Origin of the sequence: Pseudomonas sp. NBRC 111119 (assembly GCF_001320125.1) — a bacterium.
Taxonomy (GTDB): Bacteria; Pseudomonadota; Gammaproteobacteria; order Pseudomonadales; family Pseudomonadaceae; genus Aquipseudomonas; species Aquipseudomonas parafulva.
On record NZ_BCAV01000061.1, the window covers coordinates 40,403 to 60,244 of the forward strand.

Sequence of the window (19,842 nt, forward strand, 5' to 3'; positions counted from 1 at the left end):
TGCAACGCCCAAACCCCCAGTCATATAGTTAGACGCTTTCGATCTAGCCAGCCGCCTAAATAGAAGCATCTGCTGTGATAGAGTGGCTCGCTCGAACACGGCCCGCTGGCCGTCCATAAGATCGTTTTTCGTGAGTAGCCATGGTCGACAAACTGACGCACTTGAAACAGCTGGAGGCGGAAAGCATCCACATCATCCGCGAGGTGGCCGCCGAGTTCGACAACCCGGTGATGCTGTACTCGATCGGCAAGGATTCCGCCGTGATGCTGCACCTGGCGCGCAAGGCTTTCTTCCCGGGCAAGCTGCCGTTCCCGGTGATGCACGTCGACACCCGCTGGAAATTCCAGGAAATGTACCGCTTCCGCGACAAGATGGTCGAGGAAATGGGCCTGGAACTGATCACCCACGTCAACCCTGAAGGGGTGGCGCAGGGCATCAACCCATTCACCCATGGCAGTTCCAAGCACACCGACATCATGAAGACCCAGGGCCTGAAGCAGGCACTGGACAAGCACGGCTTCGATGCCGCCTTCGGTGGTGCGCGCCGCGACGAAGAGAAGTCGCGGGCCAAGGAGCGCGTGTATTCATTCCGCGACAGCAAGCACCGTTGGGACCCGAAAAACCAGCGCCCCGAGCTGTGGAACGTGTACAACGGCAAGGTCAACAAGGGCGAGTCGATCCGCGTCTTCCCGCTGTCGAACTGGACCGAGCTGGACATCTGGCAGTACATCTACCTCGAAGGCATCCCGATCGTGCCGCTGTACTTCGCCGCCGAGCGTGAAGTGATCGAGAAGAACGGCACCCTGATCATGATCGATGACGAACGCATCCTCGAACACCTCTCCGAGGAAGAAAAGGCGCGTATCGTCAAGAAGAAGGTGCGTTTCCGTACCCTTGGCTGCTACCCGCTCACGGGCGCTGTCGAGTCGGAAGCCGAGACGCTCACCGACATCATTCAGGAAATGCTCCTGACGCGCACTTCCGAGCGCCAAGGCCGGGTCATCGACCACGATGGCGCCGGCTCCATGGAAGACAAGAAACGTCAGGGCTACTTCTAATTTCAGGGTTACCTCATGTCGCACCAATCTGATTTGATCAGCGAGGACATCCTCGCTTACCTGGCCCAGCACGAGCGTAAGGAACTGCTGCGTTTCCTCACCTGCGGCAACGTGGATGACGGCAAGAGCACCCTGATCGGGCGCCTGCTGCACGACTCGAAGATGATCTACGAGGACCACCTCGAGGCCATCACCCGTGATTCGAAAAAGTCTGGCACCACCGGCGAGGAAGTCGACCTGGCGCTGCTGGTGGACGGCCTGCAGGCCGAGCGGGAGCAGGGCATCACCATCGATGTGGCCTACCGCTACTTCTCCACTGCCAAGCGCAAGTTCATCATCGCCGACACCCCGGGCCACGAGCAGTACACCCGCAACATGGCCACCGGCGCGTCCACCTGCGACCTGGCGATCATTCTGGTTGATGCCCGCTATGGCGTGCAGACCCAAACCCGCCGCCACAGCTACATCGCGTCGCTGCTGGGCATCAAGCACATCGTGGTCGCGGTCAACAAGATGGACCTCAAGGGCTTTGACGAGCAGGTGTTCGAGTCGATCAAGGCCGACTACCTGGCGTTCGCCGAAGCGATCAACCTGACCCCAAGCAGCCTGCACTTCGTGCCGATGTCCGCGCTCAAGGGCGACAACGTGGTCAACCACAGCGAGCGTTCGCCGTGGTATGCCGGCCCGACGCTGATGGAAATCCTGGAAACCGTTGAAGTGTCGGCTGACCGCAACTTCACCGACCTGCGCTTCCCGGTGCAGTACGTGAACCGGCCGAACCTGAACTTCCGTGGCTTCGCCGGCACCCTGGCCAGCGGCGTGGTGCACAAGGGCGATGAGGTCGTGGTGCTGCCATCGGGCAAGAGCAGCCGCGTGAAATCCATTGTTACCTACGAAGGTGAACTGGAAAGCGCAGGCCCCGGCCAGGCGGTGACGCTGACCATGGAAGACGAGATCGATATCTCCCGTGGCGACCTGCTGGTGCATGCCGACAATGTGCCGCCGGTAACTGACCAGTTCGACGCCATGCTGGTGTGGATGGCCGAAGAGCCGATGCTGCCGGGCAAGAAGTACGACATCAAGCGTGCCACCAGCTACGTGCCTGGCTCGATTGCCAGCATCACTCACAAGGTGGATGTGAACACCCTGGAGAAGGGCAGTGCCAGCGCGCTGCAACTGAACGAGATCGGCCAGGTCAAGGTGGCCCTGGATGCGTCTATTGCCCTGGATGGCTATGACAGCAACCGCACCACCGGTGCCTTCATCGTCATCGACCGCCTGACTAACGGCACCGTCGGCGCGGGCATGATCATCGCGCCCCCTGTGCTGCCCCACGGCAATACCGGCCAGCACGGCAAGCTGGCGCACGTGTCCACCGAGGAACGTGCGCTGCGCTTCGGCCAGCAGCCTGCCACCGTGCTGTTCAGTGGCTTGTCCGGTGCCGGCAAGAGCACCCTGGCCTATGCGGTGGAGCGCAAGCTGTTCGACATGGGCCGGGCGGTGTATGTGCTCGATGGCCAGAACCTGCGCCATGACCTGAACAAGGGCCTACCACAGGACCGCGCCGGGCGTACTGAAAACTGGCGCCGCGCTGCCCATGTGGCGCGTCAGTTCAACGAAGCCGGCCTGCTGACGTTGGCAGCGTTCGTGGCCCCGGATGCCGAAGGCCGTGAGCAGGCCAAGGCGCTGATCGGCAAAGACCGCCTGGTGACGGTGTATGTTCAGGCCTCGCCGCTGGCGTGCCGCGAGCGTGACCCGCAAGGGCTTTACGCAGCCGGCGGCGACAACATCCCGGGTGAGAGCTTCCCGTTCGATGTGCCGCTTGATGCAGACGTTGTGATCGACACCCAGGCCACCAGCGTGGACGAAGGCGTCAAATTGGTGCTGGACGCGCTTCGCCAGCGTGGTGCGATCTGACGGCGTTTGAAGGTTAGGCTGGGGCGAGCTGCGCTCGCTCTGGCAGAACTGCAAATAACCGTTGAGCCAGCAGGGACCTGTGGGAGCGGCTTCAGCCGCGAACACCGGCGAAGCCGGTGCCCTCCACCGCGCTGTCTGCTTCGCGGGTAAACCCGCTCCCACAGGGGGGCGGGCTTGCTTGCGAAATCAATGCTCTGCGCGAAAGCGCAGCTCGCGATCTTCCAGCTGTACCCAGCTCTCCGGCCCCGCCAGGATCTCCTCCTCGCTCAGCAAGCATCCATCCAGCGCCACCCTCAGCGCATCAACGTCCAGCCCCTGGCCGATGAACACGATTTCCTGCCGGCAATCGCCCACGTTCTCATCCCATTTACTCATGATCGCCTGGCGCCGATAGGCTTCCAGCGGCCACTGTGCCTGCTCGACGAAGCGCCACCAGCGCCCGCTGTATTCCCACTCGAACCGCCCGCCGCTCAACGCCAGCATGCCGATTTCGAAAAACCGGCTGGCCGACCAGAAATAGCCCTTGCAGCGCAGCAGGTGCCCGTGTGCCCACGGCTGTTCGAACAACGCCCGCAGCCGTTGCGGATGGAAGGGCGCGCGCTCACGGTACACCCATGACGTGATGCCGTAGGTTTCCGATTCCGGCTCCGGCTGTGCCTCACGGTCCATCTGCTGCATCCAGCCCGGCGACTGCGCCAGGCTCGGCAGGTCGAACAGGTGCGTACCCAGCACGTTGGCCAGGTCCGTTTCGCCGCGCACCATCGGCACGATGCGCGCACGCGGGTTCAACTGGCGCAGCAGGGCCTCCAGCGCCGGGTAGCGCTGGGGTTCCAGCAGGTCGAGTTTGTTCACCAGAATGACGTCGGCATACTCCACCTGTTCGACCAGCAGGTCGCCCAGCGGCCGCTGCCCGGGCTCACCCCCGGCCGGGGCAGCGGCACCCAACAAACCTTCGAAGCTGCTGGCGTCGACCACCGTGGCCAGCGTGTCCAGGCGGGCCAACTCACTCAGGCTGAACCCGTCGCGGTCGAGAAAGGCGAAGGTTTCGGCCACCGGCATGGGCTCGGAGATCCCCGTGGATTCGATCAGCAGGTAGTCATAGCAGCCGGCCCTGGCCAGCGCGCTTACCTGCTCCAGCAGGTCGGCGCGCAGGGTGCAGCAGATACAGCCGTTGGTCATCTCCACCAGCCGGTCGCTGCCACGCTCCAGGGTGACGTTACGCCCAACGTTCTCGGCGTCTATATTCACCTCGCTCATGTCGTTGACGATGACCGCCACCCGCAACCCCTCGCGGTTATGCAGGATGTGATTGAGCAGGGTGGTCTTGCCTGCGCCGAGAAAACCCGACAGTACGGTCACGGGCAGCCGAAGGGGGGTGTCGGCTGCACGGCTCATGCCGGCTGCACCGGGTCCAGGTAGCTCTCAAACAGGTCGACCACCACACGCCCGTCGTCTGCCGCCTCGCCCCACAGGTCCCGCACCTCGAACTGCACGTGGTAGGTGGGTTGCAGCGCCGCCGAGCGGTCACCGTGGCCGATGCTGTCGGGGAACGGCCAGCGTTCGCGGGTGCGGTGCAGCACCACGCCTTCCTTGCCCCGCACGTAGGCGGGGCAACGCACGTGGCCGGCGAAGCGCTCGTCACGTACCCGTACCCGCTGGCCCACCTCGAACGGCGGGCGGTTGGTGATGGCCACCCGCCCCTTGCTGTGGGGCGGGTTGGCCAATTTGAACGGTGAGCCCAGGGCTTCGTCCAGCGCCTCCTGGGTGATGGCCTGCGCCTCCACCAGCAGCGAGGCGGTGGCGATGACATAGCGCTCGTAATAGGTGGTGCCCACATGCTGGCGCACATCCAGGCGCTCCACGGCATGGCGGGCCTCGTCGATGCTGAACAGGCCAAGGTGGTCACTGGCCACGAACATCAGGCTGTACGCCAGGTGCTCCCAGTCTTCCTTGAAGACCGGTGTGTAGCTGAGGGTGTCGATGCGGTGGGCGACCTTGCCGAAGCCCTGAAAACCGCCGAGATCGTGAAATCCGTCCATTACGCTTTACCTGTGTGGAATGGGGAAAAGGTGCGCCTAGCGCACCACGGGCAGGGCGACGCCGATCAGCACATCCTTGGTGACCAGGCGGCGCAGCGCCTCTTCATCCAGGTGCTCGCTGCCGGCCGGGCGCTGGGGCAGTACCAGGTAGCGGCTCTCGGCACTGGTGTCCCACACACAGACCTGCATGTCGGGCGGCAGCTCGGTGCCGAGTTCGCGCAATACCGTGCGGCCTTCGCGCACCAGGCGGGCGCGGAATTCGAAGCTCTTGTACCACTCAGGCGGCAGGCCGAGCACCGGCCAGTTGGTGCACGAGCAGAGGCTGCAGACGATCACGTTCTTGACCGTGGGGGTGTCTTCCAGGGCCACGATGTACTCGCCCTGGGGGCCGGTGTAGCCGTACTCGGCGCAGGCGGCGGTGCCGTCCTCCAGCAACAGGCGGCGGTAATCTTCGTCGACCCAGGCACGGGCGACCACCCGCGCGCCATTGGCCGGGTCCCACTGGTTCTCCATCAGGTCGGTGAGCTGTTCGATGTAGCCGTCGGGCACCATGCCCTTGTCCTGCATCACTTTCAGCAGCGCCCGGGCACGCTGGCCCGGGGTCGAGGTGTCGGTGGTTGGCACTGATGTGCTCATGATGGTGGGCTCCTGATCAGGCATTGCGGTCAAAGGGTTCGCCAGTCGACGCTGGCTTCGAAAGCGCTGGCGGCCTGGTACAGCACGCCCTCGGCGTAGTGCTTGCCCACCAGCATCAGGCCCACCGGCAGGCCGTCCACGTTCCCGCACGGGATGGACATGGCCGGGTGGCCGGTGATGTCCTGGGCGCTGGTGTTGCCGATCATCTCCAGCGCCCGGGCCACGTATTCGCTGATCGAACAGCCTGCCGGCGGGTGGGGTTGGGCGATGATCGGCACGGTTGGCAGCACCAGCAGGTCGTAGCGCTGCAGCGCCTGGTCATACCCTGCGCGGGCCAGGCGGGCAATGTTCTGGGCCTTGGCGTAGTAGCGCCCGTGGTACCGCTCCAGGCCGTACTGGCCCACCAGCATGCACAGCTTCAGTGAGGGCGACAGCACATCAGCCTGGTTGCGCCAGCCGGCCTGTTTGTCCAGCAGCGCCACGTCGTACAAGCCTTTCCAGTTGAACCCGGCGCCGTTGGCGTGCATCAGCTGGTGGGTCAGGCCCTCGCAACCGATGGGGTGCCACAGCGCGCCGGCCAGCCGATGTTCGGCGACGGATACCGGCTCCACCACCGCGCCCAGTGCGCTCAGGCGTTCGATGGCGGCGTGCACGGTGTCGCGTACCCGTGGGTCCAGGTTGTCCAGCTCGAAGCCTTCCTGGAGGACGCCGATGCGCAGGCCGCTGACGCCGCGGTCCAGATACTGGGTGTAGTGGTCCACCTGCGGGGCGGCCTGGCGCGGGTCCAGGCCGTCGGCACCGGCCAGTACTTCCAGCATCAGCGCGTTGTCGCGCACATTGGCGGTGATGGGGCCAGCATGGTCGATGGTCGCCTCGATGGCCATGATGCCGGTGTAGGGCACCAGGCCGTGGGTGGGCTTCATGCCGTAGGTGCCGCAGAAGGCCGACGGGATGCGAATGGAGCCGCCCTGGTCACCGCCAATGGCCATGTCCACCTGGCCAGCGGCGACCAGCGCCGCACTGCCCGAGGACGAGCCCCCGGACGCATAGCCGTGACGGTGCGGGTTGTGTACCGGGGCAGGGTCGGACGTGTGGCTGCCGCCGGAGATGCAGTAGTGCTCGCAGGTCGCCTTGCCGACGATGGTGGCCCCGGCCTCCAGCAGGCGCGTCACCACGGTGGCGTCGAACCCCGGCACGAACCCTTCCAGGGGGGCGGCGCCGTTCATCATCGGTACACCGGCCAGGGCGATGTTGTCCTTCAGGGCCACACTGCGCCCGGCCAGCTTGCCATCGCTGGCACCGCTGATTTCGGTGCGCTGATACCAGGCATTCAGCGGGTTTTCGGCGCCGGACGGGCGATGGCTGGTGCGCGGCTTGCCAGCTGTGACCGGGGTGTAGTCGGGCAACTCGTCGATCAGGTCATAGGCATCGAAGCTGCCTTGCATCAGTGCCAGGTACTCCGTGGCCTGTTCGGGGCTCAGTTGCATGTGCAGACGTTTGGCGAGGTCTTGTACCTGTGTTGCGGTGGGGCGGACGATGGCCATGGGGCAATCCTTTCAGGTATTGGGTGATGAATGCGGGGTACGCTGCCTCAGAAGATGTGTGCATAGCGCAGGTTGATGCGCAGGTTCTCCTTGGGCCCGTTGTCCACCGACAGGTCGCGCCCCAGTTGCAGCTGCAGCTGGTCCTGCGCAGTGACGAAACGGGTGGCGGTCAGACGCAGGTTGGTGGTGCCCAGGCGGTTGTCCTGGTCCACACGCTCGACCTCGGTTTCGCCGCCCCAGGTGCGGCCGACGCCAACGGCAAAGGTGGTGGCCGTGTCCGGCATGTAGCGGGCCATGATCTGTGCAGCGTAGGACACGTCCTGCTCTAGTTTCTGGCCAGCTGGCCCGTAATCGTCGTTGTCGCCATACCAGGTGGCGCCACCGACCAGGTCCACCGCCCAGTGGGCGTCGAAGTGCTTGATGTAGGCGCCCTGCAGTTCGAACTTCCACCGGTTTTCGCCGATGTTCAGCGGATCATCGCGGTCGTAGTTGCCCGTGGGCACGAACAGGTACGGGGTCAGGCTGAGGGTGTCCCGGGCTTCGTTGAGCCGTAGCTTGAACGGCGCAGCCAGGATCAAGTCGCCGATACCGTCGGCATTGCCCAGGGGCGACGCATCGCCGCTGCTGGACACATGGCCGAAGGGCAGCAGGAACTGTGGGTCGACGGTCACCGTGTCACTCAGGGCGATGACGTGCAGCAAGCGCAGAATGCCCACGTCCGACCTGAGCTTGAAGTCCGAACTTATCTTGTGGCCCTGGGCGTAGGCCGCGTTGGTGGTGGAGTGCTGGTAGTACAGCGCACCGATGGTGGCGCCCACCGGGTACTGTTCGTAGTCCCCGGGTGCCACCTCCACGGCCTGGGCTGCGGCGGCTGGCAGCAGCGCGCCCAAGGTAAGCAGGCGCAACTTGTTCATGCCGGGCGCCCTCATGATGCGTGCGCCTGGTGCGGGCAACCGGTAGCGGCGGGTAGCGCATCGCGCATCATGCCGGTATGGGGGTGGCAGTTGATGTACTCGAACAGCTGCTGGCGGCCATCGCTCACGGACACCTCATGGTACAAGCGCAGTTTTTCCAGGCCGCTTGCCACGCGGAAGAAGGTGACGAAGATGCGCAGGTGGGTGGGGTGCGATTCGGCCCAGCGCTCGAGCTTTTCAACCGACCGCCAGTGGCCGATGTTGTAGCTTGAGTCGAGCAGGTTGCCCTGCAGGTCGATATTGCGTACGAAGCGGTTGCTGTAGCAGCCCAGTGGCGCCCCCTGGTCACGCAAGAAATCCATGCCTGCCTGCAGGGTGGGAAGGATCTCGTCAAGGTACAGCGAGCGTTCCTCGGCCTCGGCCTCCACCCAGTCCTGCCCGGAGCGGATCAACGCGATGTTGTCATGGCCGCGCACCACCACTCGGCCGCCTTTGGCAGGGTCACCACTGACGATGCGCAATTCGCCGTCGGGCAGCATCCAGTCGGTCTGCGACACCGGGAAACGGTCGCGCATGGAGCCCCAGTAGCCATGTTCCTCGATCTCGCCGCTGGTGCTGTCCATTACCGCGCCCACACCCGGCAACCGGTCCTGGAAGGCATACAGCGTTTCGAACTGTTCCGCCCGTGGGGCGATGATCTCGCGGAAATACCCCAGCCCATCCTGCAGCCGCGCTTCGGCGGCCCACCACTGGGCCACTTCCGGTGAGTTCAGCCAGCGGCCATAGGCGGCCGGGTCTTTCCAGTAGCCGACCACCATCAGGTTGTCGTAGCCACTGTTGTCGGTGTGGTGGGTCAGGTCATGGTTCAGCGGGCCATCGGCCAGGCTGAAGCTCGCCACGATCTGGCCCATGGCCTGCAGCGCGGCGGGCTGGTGTTGCTGGCCCTGGTACTGCACGCCCAGGTAAGCCATCACCACCTGCTGCATGTGCTCGCCGGCGCGGGCCACCCACATGGGGAAGGGCGGTTGGTAGTCGTCGGGCACACGGCGGGACAGGCTTCTTGGGCACTTGAGGTGCTTGTCGATCGCGGATTCCATAGGCTGCTCCTTTCTTCTTGATGTTCATCAGGCCGCACGCAGTGGCCTTGGAGGGCACCGGGGAAATGACCGGTGTTGCCTAAACGTTATGCAGCGCAAGGCCCATCCGCTTTGTTCGGCGTGACAACCGATTGGCTGGAAAGGACAGGTTCACGCCACGGCGGCAGGCGTGTTCGAGGGTGGTGCCGGGCGCGCGCCACGTGCGCCATTGGGAGGCACTTACTGGGGCGTGCTGCTGCCCCGGCAGCGTGGGGCGGCGGTTACCGGGCTGGCGTGGAACTTGCTGAAAAATCGGTTGGCGAGTTGCCCGCGACTCTCCCGATTCATGACGCAGTCCGCCTTGTGAGGTAAGTGCCATGCCTGTGCCCAGCCACTACTCGACCGTCGCAGTGGAAGCGCCACGTCGTTTCGATTACTGGAAGGATGTGGTCTGCCAGCACTGCCTCAAGGCCGACAGCCAACCCGCGTCGCAGAGCGATTTCGAAGGCATGCTGGCGGTGAAGGGCATCGGTGCGCTCGAGCTCTATACCCTGTCCTCACCCCTGCATCACTGGGCGCGCAAACCGGGTCACGTGCGCAGCGATCCGAATGACGACCTGTGGCTGGCATTCACCCCAAAAGGCTTCGGGCAATTCGAGCAAGGTGGGCGACAGGCTGCGTTTTCTGCCGAGGACGTGTTTCTTTACGACGCAGACCAGTGTTTCCGTTTCAGCCTGGGTGGTACCGAAAACCACCTGCTGCGTATCCCCCGGGCGTGGCTGGCTACCCGTGTACCGGCCATCGAGCAACGCACCGGCATGCTGCTGGATCAGCGGCGGCCGGGCGTATTGCCATTGCGGGCAATGATTCAGCAGGCAGCCAGCCACGGTACGGTCGGGAGCGACGTGCTCAGCGAGCGCTACGCCGACACCTTGCTCGATCTGCTGGTATTGAGCCTTGAGTGGCAGGACCTGACCGTCACTCAGCACGAACTCGACCTGCATGGCCGGGTCATGCACTACATCCGCCAGCACCTGGCCGACCCCGACCTCAATCTGGAGCGCCTGGCGCAGGCGCATCATGTGTCGACGCGCACCGTTACCCGGGCCTTCGCCCGCCACCAGAAAACCCCGGCGGCGGCCATCTGGAAAGAGCGCCTGGATGCCAGCCGCACTGCGTTGGAGCGCGGCCGAGTGAAGAGTATTTCCCAGGCGGCGCTGGATTATGGCTTCAGCGATTTTTCCCATTACAGCCACGCGTTTCGCAAGGCATTTGGTGTGGCGCCGTGCACGTTGTTGAACCGGGGCACGAAAGTGTCTTTGGACTGAAACGGCGCTTGCATGCACCACGGCCGGTGTTGTTCAAATGTGTTTTTCCGCGACGGGGACCATTCGCCGCTCCTTCACCGCCTTGTAGGAAAAACTCGAATAGATCTCCTTCACCCCCGGCAGGCGCTGCAGCACCTCGCGGGCAAATTCGCCGAAGGACTCCAGGTCGCTGGCCACGATTTCCAGCAAAAAATCGTACCGCCCGGAAATGTGATGGCAGGCGACAATCTCGGGTATCTCCATCAGCCGCTGCTCGAACGCCAGCGCCATGGGCTTGGTGTGGGAATCCATCATGATGCTGACGAAGGCGGTTACCCCGAACCCTAGCGACTTGGGTGAAAGCATGGCCTGGTAGCCGGTGATGTAGCCGTTCTCCTCCAGCAGCTTGACCCTGCGCCAGCAGGGCGAGGTAGTCAGCGATACCAGGTCGGCGAGTTCAGCGACCGTCAGGCGGGCATTGTTCTGCAAGGCGGCGAGCAGGGCGCGGTCGATGCGGTCCAGGGGTGCAGGCATGATTTGCCCTCAAGTATTCAGGTTTATTGTTTTTGTTCCAAAGCAGCGTAGTTAGGCTGGCGATTTTGGAAAAATTCTTGGGTTGCGCTGGCATAAGCTTAGAGCAACCTACAAGAGGCAGTTGCCATGCGCGGCTCCGACAACAACACCGGTTTTTCTACGCGGGCGATCCATTACGGGTACGACCCCTTGACCCAGGGCGGTGCCTTGGTGCCGCCTGTCTACCAAACTGCCACCTATGCCTTCCCTACGGTTGAGTACGGTGCTGCGTGCTTTGCCGGGGAGCAGGCCGGGCATTTCTACAGCCGTATTTCCAACCCTACCCTGGCCCTGCTGGAGCAGCGCATGGCCTCCTTGGAGGGCGGCGAAGCGGGGCTGGCGCTGGCTTCGGGCATGGGTGCCATCACCTCGACGATGTGGACGCTGCTGCGCCCGGGCGACGAGTTGATTGTCGGGCGCACGCTGTATGGCTGCACGTTCGCCTTTCTGCACCATGGCATCGGCGAGTTCGGGGTAAAGGTTCACCACGTGGACCTGAACGATGCGGCGGCATTGAAGGCGGCGCTCAACGACCGCACGCGCATGATCTACTTCGAGACGCCAGCCAACCCGACCATGCAACTGGTCGACATCGCGGCGGTTGCCGAGGCCGTACGCGGGCGGGATGTGCGGGTGGTGGTCGACAACACCTACTGTACCCCTTACCTGCAACGCCCGCTGGAACTCGGTGCCGACCTGGTGGTGCATTCGGCCACCAAGTACCTGAGCGGTCACGGTGACATTACTGCGGGGCTGGTGGTGGGGCGCCAGGCCCTGGTCGACCGCATCCGCCTGGAGGGGCTCAAGGACATGACCGGGGCGGTGCTGTCGCCCCATGACGCGGCGCTGCTGATGCGTGGCATCAAGACCCTGGCGCTGCGCATGGACCGCCACTGCGCCAATGCCGGGCAGGTGGCGCAGTACCTGGCAGCCCAGCCGCAGGTCGAGCTGATTCATTACCCGGGGCTGCCAACGTTTGCTCAGCATGCGTTGGCCAACCGCCAGATGCGCTTGCCCGGTGGCATGATCGCTTTCGAGCTCAAGGGCGGTATCGAGGCCGGGCGACGGTTCATGAATGCCTTGCAGCTGTTTGCACGGGCCGTGAGCCTGGGGGATGCCGAGTCGTTGGCCCAGCACCCGGCGAGCATGACCCACTCCAGCTACACGCCCCAGGAGCGGGCGCATCACGGCATCTCCGAAGGGCTGGTGCGTTTGTCGGTGGGGCTGGAGGATGTGGAGGACTTGTTGGCGGATGTGCAGCAGGCCCTGCGCGCATGTGCCTAGGCTGGGGTAGCCGCGCGCGGTAGGCACAAAAAAGGCCTCTTGCGAGGCCTTCATTGTGTTCAGCGGTTCAATGCTTGAGGCCGTAGCTCTCGTCCAGCATGCCTGGCGAGTTCGGCGTCTTGGGCGCGTAGTCGCGGGGCACTTCGGCCGTGTCCTTCGGTGGGGTCAGGCGGTCACGGTGACCATGGGCGCCTTCCGAATGCAGTGCGGCCAGCAGGCGTTGGCGGGTCAGCTCGTCCAGGGCCAGGTGGTTGGCACCGTCGGCCAGGTGATCCTGCACATCCTGGTAGCTCTGGTTCAGCTTCTTCACCAGCACCGCCGTGCTGTTGAAATGGGTAACTACCTGGTTCTGGTAGCTGTCGAAACGCTGCTGGATGTCATCCAGCTGGCGCTGTGTGCTGCTGGGGGCGGCATTGGGCAACAGGCGGGCCACGACGAAACCTACGACCACGCCAATGACCAGGGCCAGGGTCGGCAACAACCAAACAAGGAGCGAGAGTTCCACGAGTCCTTCCTCTATAAACGGCTTTGCTTTACGTTAACGGCTCAGACCTGCGCTGTATACCGCGAGCGATCGCAAATCAGAACAGAATTCCTCACCTAGACGAATCGACCTCTCCCAAGGTCACGGAGTAGTGCCTTGCTTGTCCGCGAAACCGCCTTGTTCATCGACGGCCCCAGTGGCCCGCTCGAAGCTCTGTACCTGGACGTTGCCGATGCCCGTGGTGCGGTGCTGATCTGCCACCCCAACCCGGTCCAGGGCGGCACCATGCTCAACAAGGTGGTCTCGACGCTGCAACGCACCGCCCGCGATGCCGGCTATGTGACCCTGCGTTTCAACTACCGCGGTGTCGGGCAAAGTGCCGGCACCCATGACATGGGCGCTGGCGAGGTGGCCGATGCACAAGCCGCGGCCGCCTGGCTGCGGGCCACGCACCCTGCGCTGCCAGTGGTATTGATGGGCTTCTCGTTCGGCGGCTTCGTGGCCACCAGCCTGGCCGGCCGCCTGGAAGCCGACGGCGTGACGTTGCAGCACCTGTTCATGATTGCCCCGGCGGTGATGCGCCTGACCGCAGCGTTCCCGCTGCCGGAGCAGTGCCCGATCACGGTGGTGCAGCCCGAAGCGGACGAAGTTGTGGAACCGCAGCTGGTTTACGATTGGTCCCACAACCTGTCGCGCCCCCATGAGCTGCTGAAAGTGGCAGAATGCGGACACTTCTTCCATGGCAAGCTGACCGATCTGAAGGATCTGCTGCTGCCACGCCTTTCGAACTGAGCCAAGCCTGAATAAGCGAACACCCATGACCACGCGCATCCTTACCGGTATCACCACCACCGGCACTCCGCACCTGGGCAACTATGCCGGTGCCATCCGCCCGGCGATTCGTGCCAGCCAGCAGCCCGGCGCCGACTCGTTCTATTTCCTGGCCGACTACCACGCGCTGATCAAGTGCGACGACCCGCTGCGCATCCAGCGCTCGCGCCTTGAAATCGCCGCCACCTGGCTGGCCGGTGGCCTGGACCCGAACACGGTGACCTTCTACCGCCAGTCCGACATCCCGGAAATCCCCGAGCTGACCTGGCTGCTGACCTGCGTTGCCGCCAAGGGCCTGCTCAACCGCGCCCATGCCTACAAGGCCTCGGTGGACAAGAACGTGGAAAACGGCGAAGACCCGGATGCTGGCGTTTCCATGGGCCTGTTCAGCTACCCGGTACTGATGGCGGCAGACATCCTGATGTTCAACGCCAACAAGGTGCCGGTGGGCCGTGACCAGATCCAGCACGTGGAAATGGCCCGCGATATCGGCCAGCGCTTCAACCACCTGTTCGGCCAGGGTCAGGACTTCTTCGCCCTGCCAGAGGCCGTGATCGAGGAAAGTGTTGCGACCCTGCCGGGCCTGGATGGGCGCAAGATGTCCAAGAGCTACGACAACACCATCCCGCTGTTCACCAGCGCCAAGGACATGAAGGATGCGATCTCGCGCATCGTCACCGACTCGCGCGCCCCTGGCGAGGCGAAAGACCCGGACAACGCGCACCTGTTCACCCTGTTCCAGGCGTTCTCCACGCCAGCACAATGCGCCGAGTTCCGCGCGGAGCTGGAGCAAGGCCTGGGCTGGGGTGAAGCAAAACAGCGCCTGTTCCAATTGCTGGACGGCCAGTTGGCCGAAAAGCGCGAGTACTACCATCAGTTGATCGCCCGCCCGGCCGACCTGGAAGACATCCTGCTGGCGGGTGCTGCCAAGGCGCGCAAAATCGCCACCCCGTTCCTTGAGCAACTGCGTGAAGCGGTAGGTTTGCGCTCGTTCCGCAGCAGCGTACAGGCTACCGCCGACGTGAAGAAAAAGGCCGCCAAAAGTGCCCGCTTCGTCAGCTTCCGTGACGAAGACGGCAGCTTCCGCTTCCGCCTGTTGGCCGCCGATGGCGAGCAACTGCTGCTGTCGCGCAGTTTTGCCGACGGCAAGAGCGCCGGGGCTGTAAGCAAACAGCTGCAGCAGGGTGGCGAGCCCGATGTACGCGCCGAGGGCCTGGGCTTTGGCCTGTGGTTGAACGGCGAGCACGTTGCCGACGGGCCGCAGTGCAGCAGCGTCGACGCCCGTGATGCGGCCATCGAAAGCCTGCGTGCAGCCCTGCAGCCGCAATAAGGCTGAATGTAGGAAATGCACTCGGGCTGAGGCATTTCGCCGCAAGTCTGATTGCCATTAAGCGGGCCGGTCGCTACAGTGACGGCCCGTTTTTTGTTGCCTCGCTAACGAATCATGACTCCCTTAGAACGCTATCAAGCAGATCTGAAACGTCCCGACTTCTTCCATGACGCGGCGCAGGAAAATGCGGTGCGTCACCTGCAGCGCCTGTACGACGACCTGGTGCATGCACAGAACAACAAGCCGGGCATGTTCGGCAAACTGTTTGGCAAAAAGGAGCAGACCCCGGTCAAGGGCCTGTACTTCTGGGGTGGGGTAGGGCGAGGCAAGACCTACCTGGTCGATACCTTCTACGAGGCGCTGCCGTTCAAGCAGAAGATGCGCACGCACTTTCACCGCTTCATGAAGCGGGTGCACGAGGAAATGAAAACCCTCAAGGGCGAGAAGAACCCGCTGACCATTATTGCCAAGCGCTTCAGCGAAGAAGCCAAGGTCATCTGCTTCGACGAATTCTTCGTGTCGGATATCACCGATGCCATGATCCTCGGCACCTTGATGGAAGAACTGTTCAAGAACGGTGTATCGCTGGTGGCCACGTCCAACATCGTGCCGGACGGCCTCTACAAGGATGGCCTGCAACGTGCGCGCTTCCTGCCGGCCATTGCCATGATCAAGCAGTACACCGACGTGGTGAACGTCGACAGCGGGGTCGACTACCGCCTGCGCCACCTGGAGCAGGCTGAGCTGTTCCACCACCCGCTCGATGAAGCCGCTCAGCAGAGCATGCGCGCCAGCTTCAAGGCGCTGACGCCTGAGTGCACCCAGGCGGTGGAAAACGATGTACTGATGATTGAAAACCGCCCGATCCACGCGCTGCGCACCTGCGACGACGTGGCCTGGTTCGACTTCCGCGCCCTGTGCGACGGGCCGCGCAGCCAGAACGACTACATCGAACTGGGCAAGATCTTCCATGCCGTGTTGCTGAGCAATGTGGAACAGATGGGCGTCGCCACCGACGACATCGCCCGCCGCTTCATCAACATGGTGGACGAGTTCTACGACCGCAACGTCAAGCTGATCATCTCAGCCGAGGTGGAGCTCAAAGACCTGTACACCGGCGGCCGCCTGAGCTTCGAGTTCCAGCGCACGCTAAGCCGGCTGCTGGAAATGCAGTCCCACGAGTTCCTGTCCCGTCCCCACAAGCCCTAGCGGGCAGCTGCAAGCTATAAGCGGCAAGCGGCAAGCTAAAGCCAGTGCGGTGTACGCGCTGCTGTGGCTTTTTCTTGCAGCTTGCAGCTTATAGCTTGCCGCTGCAGGCGGCCCCTAGGCCTCCTGCATGAATTGCTGGCGATACTGGTTGGGTGACAGTTCGGTGTGCTGGCGGAACAGCCGCGCGAAGAAACTGGCATCGTCGTAGCCCACCTCGTAACTGATGGTCTTGATGCTCTTGCGGGTGCTGGACAACAACCCCTTGGCTGTCTCGATCCGCAGGCGTTGCAGGTAATGCAGCGGCTTGTCGCCTGTGGCGCCCTGGAAGCGGCGCATGAAGTTGCGGATGCTCATGCCGTGGTTGCGGGCCACGTCCTCGAAGCGGAACTTGTCTGCGAAATGCTCTTCGAGCCAGTGCTGGATCTGCAGGATGATCAGGTCCTGGTGCAGCTTCTGGCCGCCAAAGCCCATGCGCCCCGGCGAGTAGTTGCGCTGCACCTCGTAAAGGATGTCGCGGGACACCGCACGTGCTACGTTGGCCCCGCAGAAACGCTCGATCAGGTAGATGTACAGGTCGCACGCCGATGTAGCGCCGCCGGCACAATACAGGTTGTCGGCATCGGTCAGGTGCTTGTCCTGGTTCAGGCGGATCTTCGGAAAGCGTTCGGCGAAGCTGGCGAAGAATCGCCAGTAGGTGGTGGCCTCCTTGCCATCCAGCAGGCCGGACTCGGCCAGCCAGAACACCCCGCTTGCCTCTGCGCACAGCACCGCGCCGCGGGCATGTTGTGCCCGTAGCCACGGCAATACCTGGGGGTAGCGTTGCAGCAGGTTGTCGAAATCGTCCCAGAAGGCCGGCAGGATGATCACATCCGCATCTTCCAGCCCACCGTCCACGGGCAATTGCACATTGCTGAAACTTTCCACGGGCAGGCCGTCAGGGCTCACCAGGTGAATCTCGAACATGGGCTGCAAGCCCAGGCCCAGCTGCTTGCTGTAACGCAGGCTGGCGAGGTGGAAGAAGTCCTTGGCCTGCATCAAGGTGGAAGCGAATACCTTGTCAATGGCCAGGATGCTGACGCGCCGCAGCGACGCGGGGGGTTGGGTAAACATCATTGTCATTGTTCTTATAGGGTGGAGTGGTCAATCACTGGCTGGATCGTCTTATTTTTTTCGGCCAACGGCAAGGGGGGCAGCTGCAAGCTGCCAGCGGCAAGCAGCAAGCAGCAAGCTGTACGCCGCTAGCTGCTTGCTAGGCGGCTGTGGCTCAAGGTGCCGGGTTGGGTTGGTCCTGGTGGATGGCCTCGATTGCGGCCAAGAGTTCGTCGCTCAGGGTCAGTGACAGGCTGGCCAGGTTGCTGTCCAGCTGCTCCAGGCTGGTGGCACCGATGATGTTGCTGGTCACGAAGGGTTGGCGGGTGACGAAGGCCAGGGCCATCTGCGCCGGGTCCAGGCCGTGCTCGCGGGCCAGTTGCACGTAACGGCTGCAGGCATGGGTGGTCTGCGGGTTGGAGTAGCGGGCGAAGCGGCTGAACAGGGTCAGGCGCGCGTTTTGCGGCCGGGCACCGTTCTCGTACTTGCCCGACAGCATGCCGAAGGCCAGGGGCGAGTAGGCCAGCAGGCCGCACTGTTCACGGATCGCGACCTCGGCCAGGCCCACCTCGAAGCTGCGGTTGAGCAGGTTGTAGGGGTTCTGGATCGAAACGGCGCGTGGCCAGCCCCGGCTCTCGGCCAGCTGCAGGAACTTCATGGTGCCCCACGGCGTTTCGTTGGACAGGCCGATGTGGCGGATCTTGCCCGCGCGCACCTGCTCGTCCAGCACCTCGAGGGTTTCTTCCAGCGGCGTGAAGTGGTCCTGGGGCAGGTGCTGGTAGCCCAGCTTGCCGAAGAAGTTGGTGCTGCGCTCGGGCCAGTGCAGTTGGTACAGGTCGATGCGGTCTGTTTGCAGGCGCTTGAGGCTCTCGTCCAGGGCCGCGACGATGTGCTGGCGGTTATGCCTGAGCTGGCCATCGCGGATGTGGCTGATGCCATTGCCGGGGCCCGCCACCTTGCTGGCCAGCACCCAGTCGTCACGGTCACCCTGGCTGGCAAACCAGTTGCCGATGACGCGCTCGGTGGCCGCGTAGGTCTCGGGGCGCGGCGGCACCGGGTACATTTCGGCGGTGTCGATGAAGTTGATGCCGGCGGCCTTGGCGCGGCCAATCTGGGCAAAGGCCTCGGCCTGATCGTTCTGTTCGCCCCAGGTCATGGTGCCCAGGCACAGGGCGCTGACGTTGAGGTCGGTACGGCCGAGCTGGCGGTATTCCATCGGTTGCATACTCCTTCAGAAAGTTTGTTCATCAAAGCAGGTTGAAATTTTTCGCGCAATCTGGATAATTCAGCGCCTCTCCGTGTGGCGGAAGTGATGCACCACCACGCAGGAAGAACCCCGTCGAACATTGGCGTGCCTGACCCGAGCCCCCAAAAGCGTCAGCGTTCGGCTGCGCGCTTGCCCTTGGCAAGCCGTGCACTATCCAGTAAGATTCGCCGTCTATTTTTCGCTGGGCGGCCTCTGAGGCTTTAGAGAATGAAAACTTTTACTGCTAAACCGGAAACAGTAAAGCGCGAGTGGTTCGTAGTCGACGCCGCTGGCCAGACCCTGGGTCGTCTGGCTACCGAAATCGCTAGCCGTCTGCGTGGCAAACACAAGCCAGAATACACTCCTCACGTTGACACCGGCGACTACATCGTCGTCATCAACGCCGAGCAGATTCGTGTAACGGGTGCCAAGTCTTCCGACAAAATGTACTACTCCCACTCCGGTTTCCCGGGCGGCATCAAGGAAATCAACTTCGAGAAGTTGATCGCCAAGGCCCCTGAGCGTGTTATCGAAACCGCGGTCAAAGGCATGCTGCCTAAGAACCCGCTGGGTCGCGACATGTACCGTAAGCTGAAAGTGTACGCGGGTGCAGCTCACCCACACACTGCTCAGCAGCCTCAAGAACTGAAGATCTAACGGGATAGTTCATTATGTCGGCGACTCAAAATTACGGCACTGGCCGTCGCAAGACCGCAACCGCTCGCGTATTCCTGCGTCCGGGTACTGGTAACATCTCCATCAACAACCGTTCTCTGGACGTGTTCTTCGGTCGTGAAACCGCTCGCATGGTTGTTCGTCAGCCACTCGAGCTGACCGAAAGCGTCGAGAAGTTCGACATCTACGTCACCGTTTCCGGTGGTGGTGTCAGCGGTCAGGCCGGTGCGATCCGTCACGGTATCACCCGCGCCCTGATGGAATACGACGAAACCCTGCGTGGCGCTCTGCGTCGTGCTGGCTACGTCACCCGCGACGCTCGTGAAGTCGAGCGTAAGAAAGTGGGTCTGCGTAAAGCGCGTAAGCGTCCTCAGTACTCCAAGCGTTAATAGCGCTTCGGCAGTCGAAAAAAGCCCGGTTCCTTGGAACCGGGCTTTTTTTTTCGCCTGAACTAACCTGTCAGCATGTCAGTGACCGCTTGTCGCATAGACGCAGATCAAGCAAAGCGTGGGTTGTCCCCCTGCACCGGGGTAATCACCTTGTCAGTGTGTGGATTTGTTTCTTACCATGGCGGCCAATTTTTAGCGCACTGACACAACCTAAGTACGAGCCTGGTTCAACAGGCCAAGC

The 19,842-nt window shown here is 63.0% G+C and carries 19 protein-coding genes; 9 read left to right on the forward strand and 10 right to left on the reverse strand.

Features of this window, described 5'->3' with window-relative positions:
- The first annotated feature begins 140 nt into the window (after positions 1–140).
- Both cysD and cysN read left to right on the forward strand, forming a co-directional pair.
- Positions 141–1,058 carry a sulfate adenylyltransferase subunit CysD gene (gene cysD, locus APH25_RS21005; RefSeq protein WP_028635217.1) on the forward strand — a complete coding sequence of 306 codons (918 nt, stop codon included), beginning with the start codon at positions 141–143 and terminating at the stop codon, positions 1,056–1,058.
- A gap of 15 nt (positions 1,059–1,073) precedes the next feature.
- Complete coding sequence (gene cysN / locus APH25_RS21010) at positions 1,074–2,975, forward strand: sulfate adenylyltransferase subunit CysN (RefSeq protein ID WP_028635215.1); 1,902 nt, start codon at positions 1,074–1,076, stop codon at positions 2,973–2,975.
- 186 nt (positions 2,976–3,161) lie between these two features.
- Here the strand turns inward: cysN and APH25_RS21015 are convergent, their stop codons facing one another.
- The 6 genes from APH25_RS21015 to APH25_RS21040 are packed head-to-tail and all read right to left on the reverse strand — an operon-like array spanning position 3,162 to position 9,205.
- Complete coding sequence (locus APH25_RS21015) at positions 3,162–4,370, reverse strand: GTP-binding protein (RefSeq protein WP_060483250.1); 1,209 nt, start codon at positions 4,368–4,370, stop codon at positions 3,162–3,164.
- On the reverse strand, positions 4,367–5,014 hold the full coding sequence (nthB, locus tag APH25_RS21020) for a nitrile hydratase subunit beta (RefSeq protein WP_060483251.1): 648 nt from the start codon (positions 5,012–5,014) through the stop codon (positions 4,367–4,369). The genes APH25_RS21015 and nthB overlap by 4 nt, the downstream gene beginning before the upstream one ends.
- Before the next feature lie 36 nt (positions 5,015–5,050).
- On the reverse strand, positions 5,051–5,650 hold the full coding sequence (gene nthA, locus APH25_RS21025) for a nitrile hydratase subunit alpha (protein WP_028635212.1): 600 nt from the start codon (positions 5,648–5,650) through the stop codon (positions 5,051–5,053).
- 29 nt (positions 5,651–5,679) lie between these two features.
- Positions 5,680–7,194: an amidase gene (locus APH25_RS21030; RefSeq protein ID WP_060483252.1), complete on the reverse strand. Its 1,515-nt coding sequence runs from the start codon at positions 7,192–7,194 to the stop codon at positions 5,680–5,682.
- Positions 7,195–7,241: 47 nt separating this feature from the next.
- Positions 7,242–8,108: a transporter gene (locus tag APH25_RS21035; RefSeq protein WP_060483253.1), complete on the reverse strand. Its 867-nt coding sequence runs from the start codon at positions 8,106–8,108 to the stop codon at positions 7,242–7,244.
- Positions 8,109–8,119: 11 nt separating this feature from the next.
- Positions 8,120–9,205: a phenylacetaldoxime dehydratase family protein gene (locus tag APH25_RS21040; protein WP_028635209.1), complete on the reverse strand. Its 1,086-nt coding sequence runs from the start codon at positions 9,203–9,205 to the stop codon at positions 8,120–8,122.
- A gap of 356 nt (positions 9,206–9,561) precedes the next feature.
- Here APH25_RS21040 and APH25_RS21045 point away from each other — a divergent pair, with 356 nt between their 5' ends.
- Positions 9,562–10,512 carry a helix-turn-helix domain-containing protein gene (locus APH25_RS21045; RefSeq protein ID WP_060483254.1) on the forward strand — a complete coding sequence of 317 codons (951 nt, stop codon included), beginning with the start codon at positions 9,562–9,564 and terminating at the stop codon, positions 10,510–10,512.
- Between the two features lie 33 nt (positions 10,513–10,545).
- On the opposite strand, the gene APH25_RS21050 is transcribed toward APH25_RS21045, so the two are convergent.
- Entirely contained in the window at positions 10,546–11,025 is a 480-nt protein-coding gene (locus APH25_RS21050; RefSeq protein ID WP_028635207.1) for an Lrp/AsnC family transcriptional regulator, read from the reverse strand.
- Between the two features lie 126 nt (positions 11,026–11,151).
- On the opposite strand from APH25_RS21050, the gene APH25_RS21055 reads away from it, so the two are divergent.
- Positions 11,152–12,348 (forward strand): methionine gamma-lyase, encoded by a 1,197-nt coding sequence (locus tag APH25_RS21055; RefSeq protein WP_060483255.1) that lies wholly within the window; start codon positions 11,152–11,154, stop codon positions 12,346–12,348.
- Between the two features lie 67 nt (positions 12,349–12,415).
- Here the strand turns inward: APH25_RS21055 and APH25_RS21060 are convergent, their stop codons facing one another.
- A complete protein-coding gene (locus tag APH25_RS21060; RefSeq protein WP_028635205.1) occupies positions 12,416–12,853 on the reverse strand; it encodes a YhcB family protein in 438 nt (145 codons plus the stop codon).
- A gap of 135 nt (positions 12,854–12,988) precedes the next feature.
- Between APH25_RS21060 and APH25_RS21065 the strand changes: the two genes are divergently transcribed.
- From APH25_RS21065 to zapE, 3 genes are all read left to right on the forward strand, one after another.
- A complete protein-coding gene (locus APH25_RS21065) occupies positions 12,989–13,624 on the forward strand; it encodes an alpha/beta hydrolase (RefSeq protein WP_028635204.1) in 636 nt (211 codons plus the stop codon).
- A gap of 25 nt (positions 13,625–13,649) precedes the next feature.
- Positions 13,650–14,993: a tryptophan--tRNA ligase gene (locus APH25_RS21070; protein ID WP_060483256.1), complete on the forward strand. Its 1,344-nt coding sequence runs from the start codon at positions 13,650–13,652 to the stop codon at positions 14,991–14,993.
- Positions 14,994–15,107: 114 nt separating this feature from the next.
- Entirely contained in the window at positions 15,108–16,202 is a 1,095-nt protein-coding gene (gene zapE / locus APH25_RS21075; RefSeq protein WP_060483257.1) for a cell division protein ZapE, read from the forward strand.
- A 114-nt stretch (positions 16,203–16,316) separates the two neighbouring features.
- Here zapE and APH25_RS21080 read toward each other — a convergent pair whose 3' ends face one another.
- Together APH25_RS21080 and APH25_RS21085 are read right to left on the reverse strand one after the other, a co-directional pair.
- Positions 16,317–17,237: a GlxA family transcriptional regulator gene (locus APH25_RS21080; protein ID WP_174435890.1), complete on the reverse strand. Its 921-nt coding sequence runs from the start codon at positions 17,235–17,237 to the stop codon at positions 16,317–16,319.
- 229 nt (positions 17,238–17,466) lie between these two features.
- Entirely contained in the window at positions 17,467–18,507 is a 1,041-nt protein-coding gene (locus APH25_RS21085; protein ID WP_028635200.1) for an NADP(H)-dependent aldo-keto reductase, read from the reverse strand.
- A gap of 258 nt (positions 18,508–18,765) precedes the next feature.
- Here APH25_RS21085 and rplM point away from each other — a divergent pair, with 258 nt between their 5' ends.
- Both rplM and rpsI read left to right on the forward strand, forming a co-directional pair.
- On the forward strand, positions 18,766–19,194 hold the full coding sequence (rplM, locus tag APH25_RS21090) for a 50S ribosomal protein L13 (protein ID WP_008097538.1): 429 nt from the start codon (positions 18,766–18,768) through the stop codon (positions 19,192–19,194).
- A gap of 14 nt (positions 19,195–19,208) precedes the next feature.
- Entirely contained in the window at positions 19,209–19,601 is a 393-nt protein-coding gene (rpsI, locus tag APH25_RS21095) for a 30S ribosomal protein S9 (RefSeq protein WP_003251821.1), read from the forward strand.
- Positions 19,602–19,842 lie beyond the last annotated feature (241 nt).

Bases quoted from the DNA above. Each gene is read 5' to 3' on its own strand.
- APH25_RS21050 (WP_028635207.1), bottom strand. From the start codon at position 11,025: ATGCCTGCACCCCTGGACCGCATCGACCGCGCCCTGCTCGCCGCCTTG.
- APH25_RS21070 (WP_060483256.1), top strand. From the start codon at position 13,650: ATGACCACGCGCATCCTTACCGGTATCACCACCACCGGCACTCCGCAC.
- APH25_RS21080 (WP_174435890.1), bottom strand. From the start codon at position 17,237: ATGCAGGCCAAGGACTTCTTCCACCTCGCCAGCCTGCGTTACAGCAAG.
- rplM (WP_008097538.1), top strand. From the start codon at position 18,766: ATGAAAACTTTTACTGCTAAACCGGAAACAGTAAAGCGCGAGTGGTTC.
- APH25_RS21015 (WP_060483250.1), bottom strand. From the start codon at position 4,370: ATGAGCCGTGCAGCCGACACCCCCCTTCGGCTGCCCGTGACCGTACTG.
- cysD (WP_028635217.1), top strand. From the start codon at position 141: ATGGTCGACAAACTGACGCACTTGAAACAGCTGGAGGCGGAAAGCATC.
- rpsI (WP_003251821.1), top strand. From the start codon at position 19,209: ATGTCGGCGACTCAAAATTACGGCACTGGCCGTCGCAAGACCGCAACC.
- APH25_RS21055 (WP_060483255.1), top strand. From the start codon at position 11,152: ATGCGCGGCTCCGACAACAACACCGGTTTTTCTACGCGGGCGATCCAT.
- APH25_RS21030 (WP_060483252.1), bottom strand. From the start codon at position 7,194: ATGGCCATCGTCCGCCCCACCGCAACACAGGTACAAGACCTCGCCAAA.
- APH25_RS21035 (WP_060483253.1), bottom strand. From the start codon at position 8,108: ATGAACAAGTTGCGCCTGCTTACCTTGGGCGCGCTGCTGCCAGCCGCC.
- zapE (WP_060483257.1), top strand. From the start codon at position 15,108: ATGACTCCCTTAGAACGCTATCAAGCAGATCTGAAACGTCCCGACTTC.
- APH25_RS21085 (WP_028635200.1), bottom strand. From the start codon at position 18,507: ATGGAATACCGCCAGCTCGGCCGTACCGACCTCAACGTCAGCGCCCTG.
- nthB (WP_060483251.1), bottom strand. From the start codon at position 5,014: ATGGACGGATTTCACGATCTCGGCGGTTTTCAGGGCTTCGGCAAGGTC.
- cysN (WP_028635215.1), top strand. From the start codon at position 1,074: ATGTCGCACCAATCTGATTTGATCAGCGAGGACATCCTCGCTTACCTG.
- APH25_RS21040 (WP_028635209.1), bottom strand. From the start codon at position 9,205: ATGGAATCCGCGATCGACAAGCACCTCAAGTGCCCAAGAAGCCTGTCC.
- nthA (WP_028635212.1), bottom strand. From the start codon at position 5,650: ATGAGCACATCAGTGCCAACCACCGACACCTCGACCCCGGGCCAGCGT.
- APH25_RS21045 (WP_060483254.1), top strand. From the start codon at position 9,562: ATGCCTGTGCCCAGCCACTACTCGACCGTCGCAGTGGAAGCGCCACGT.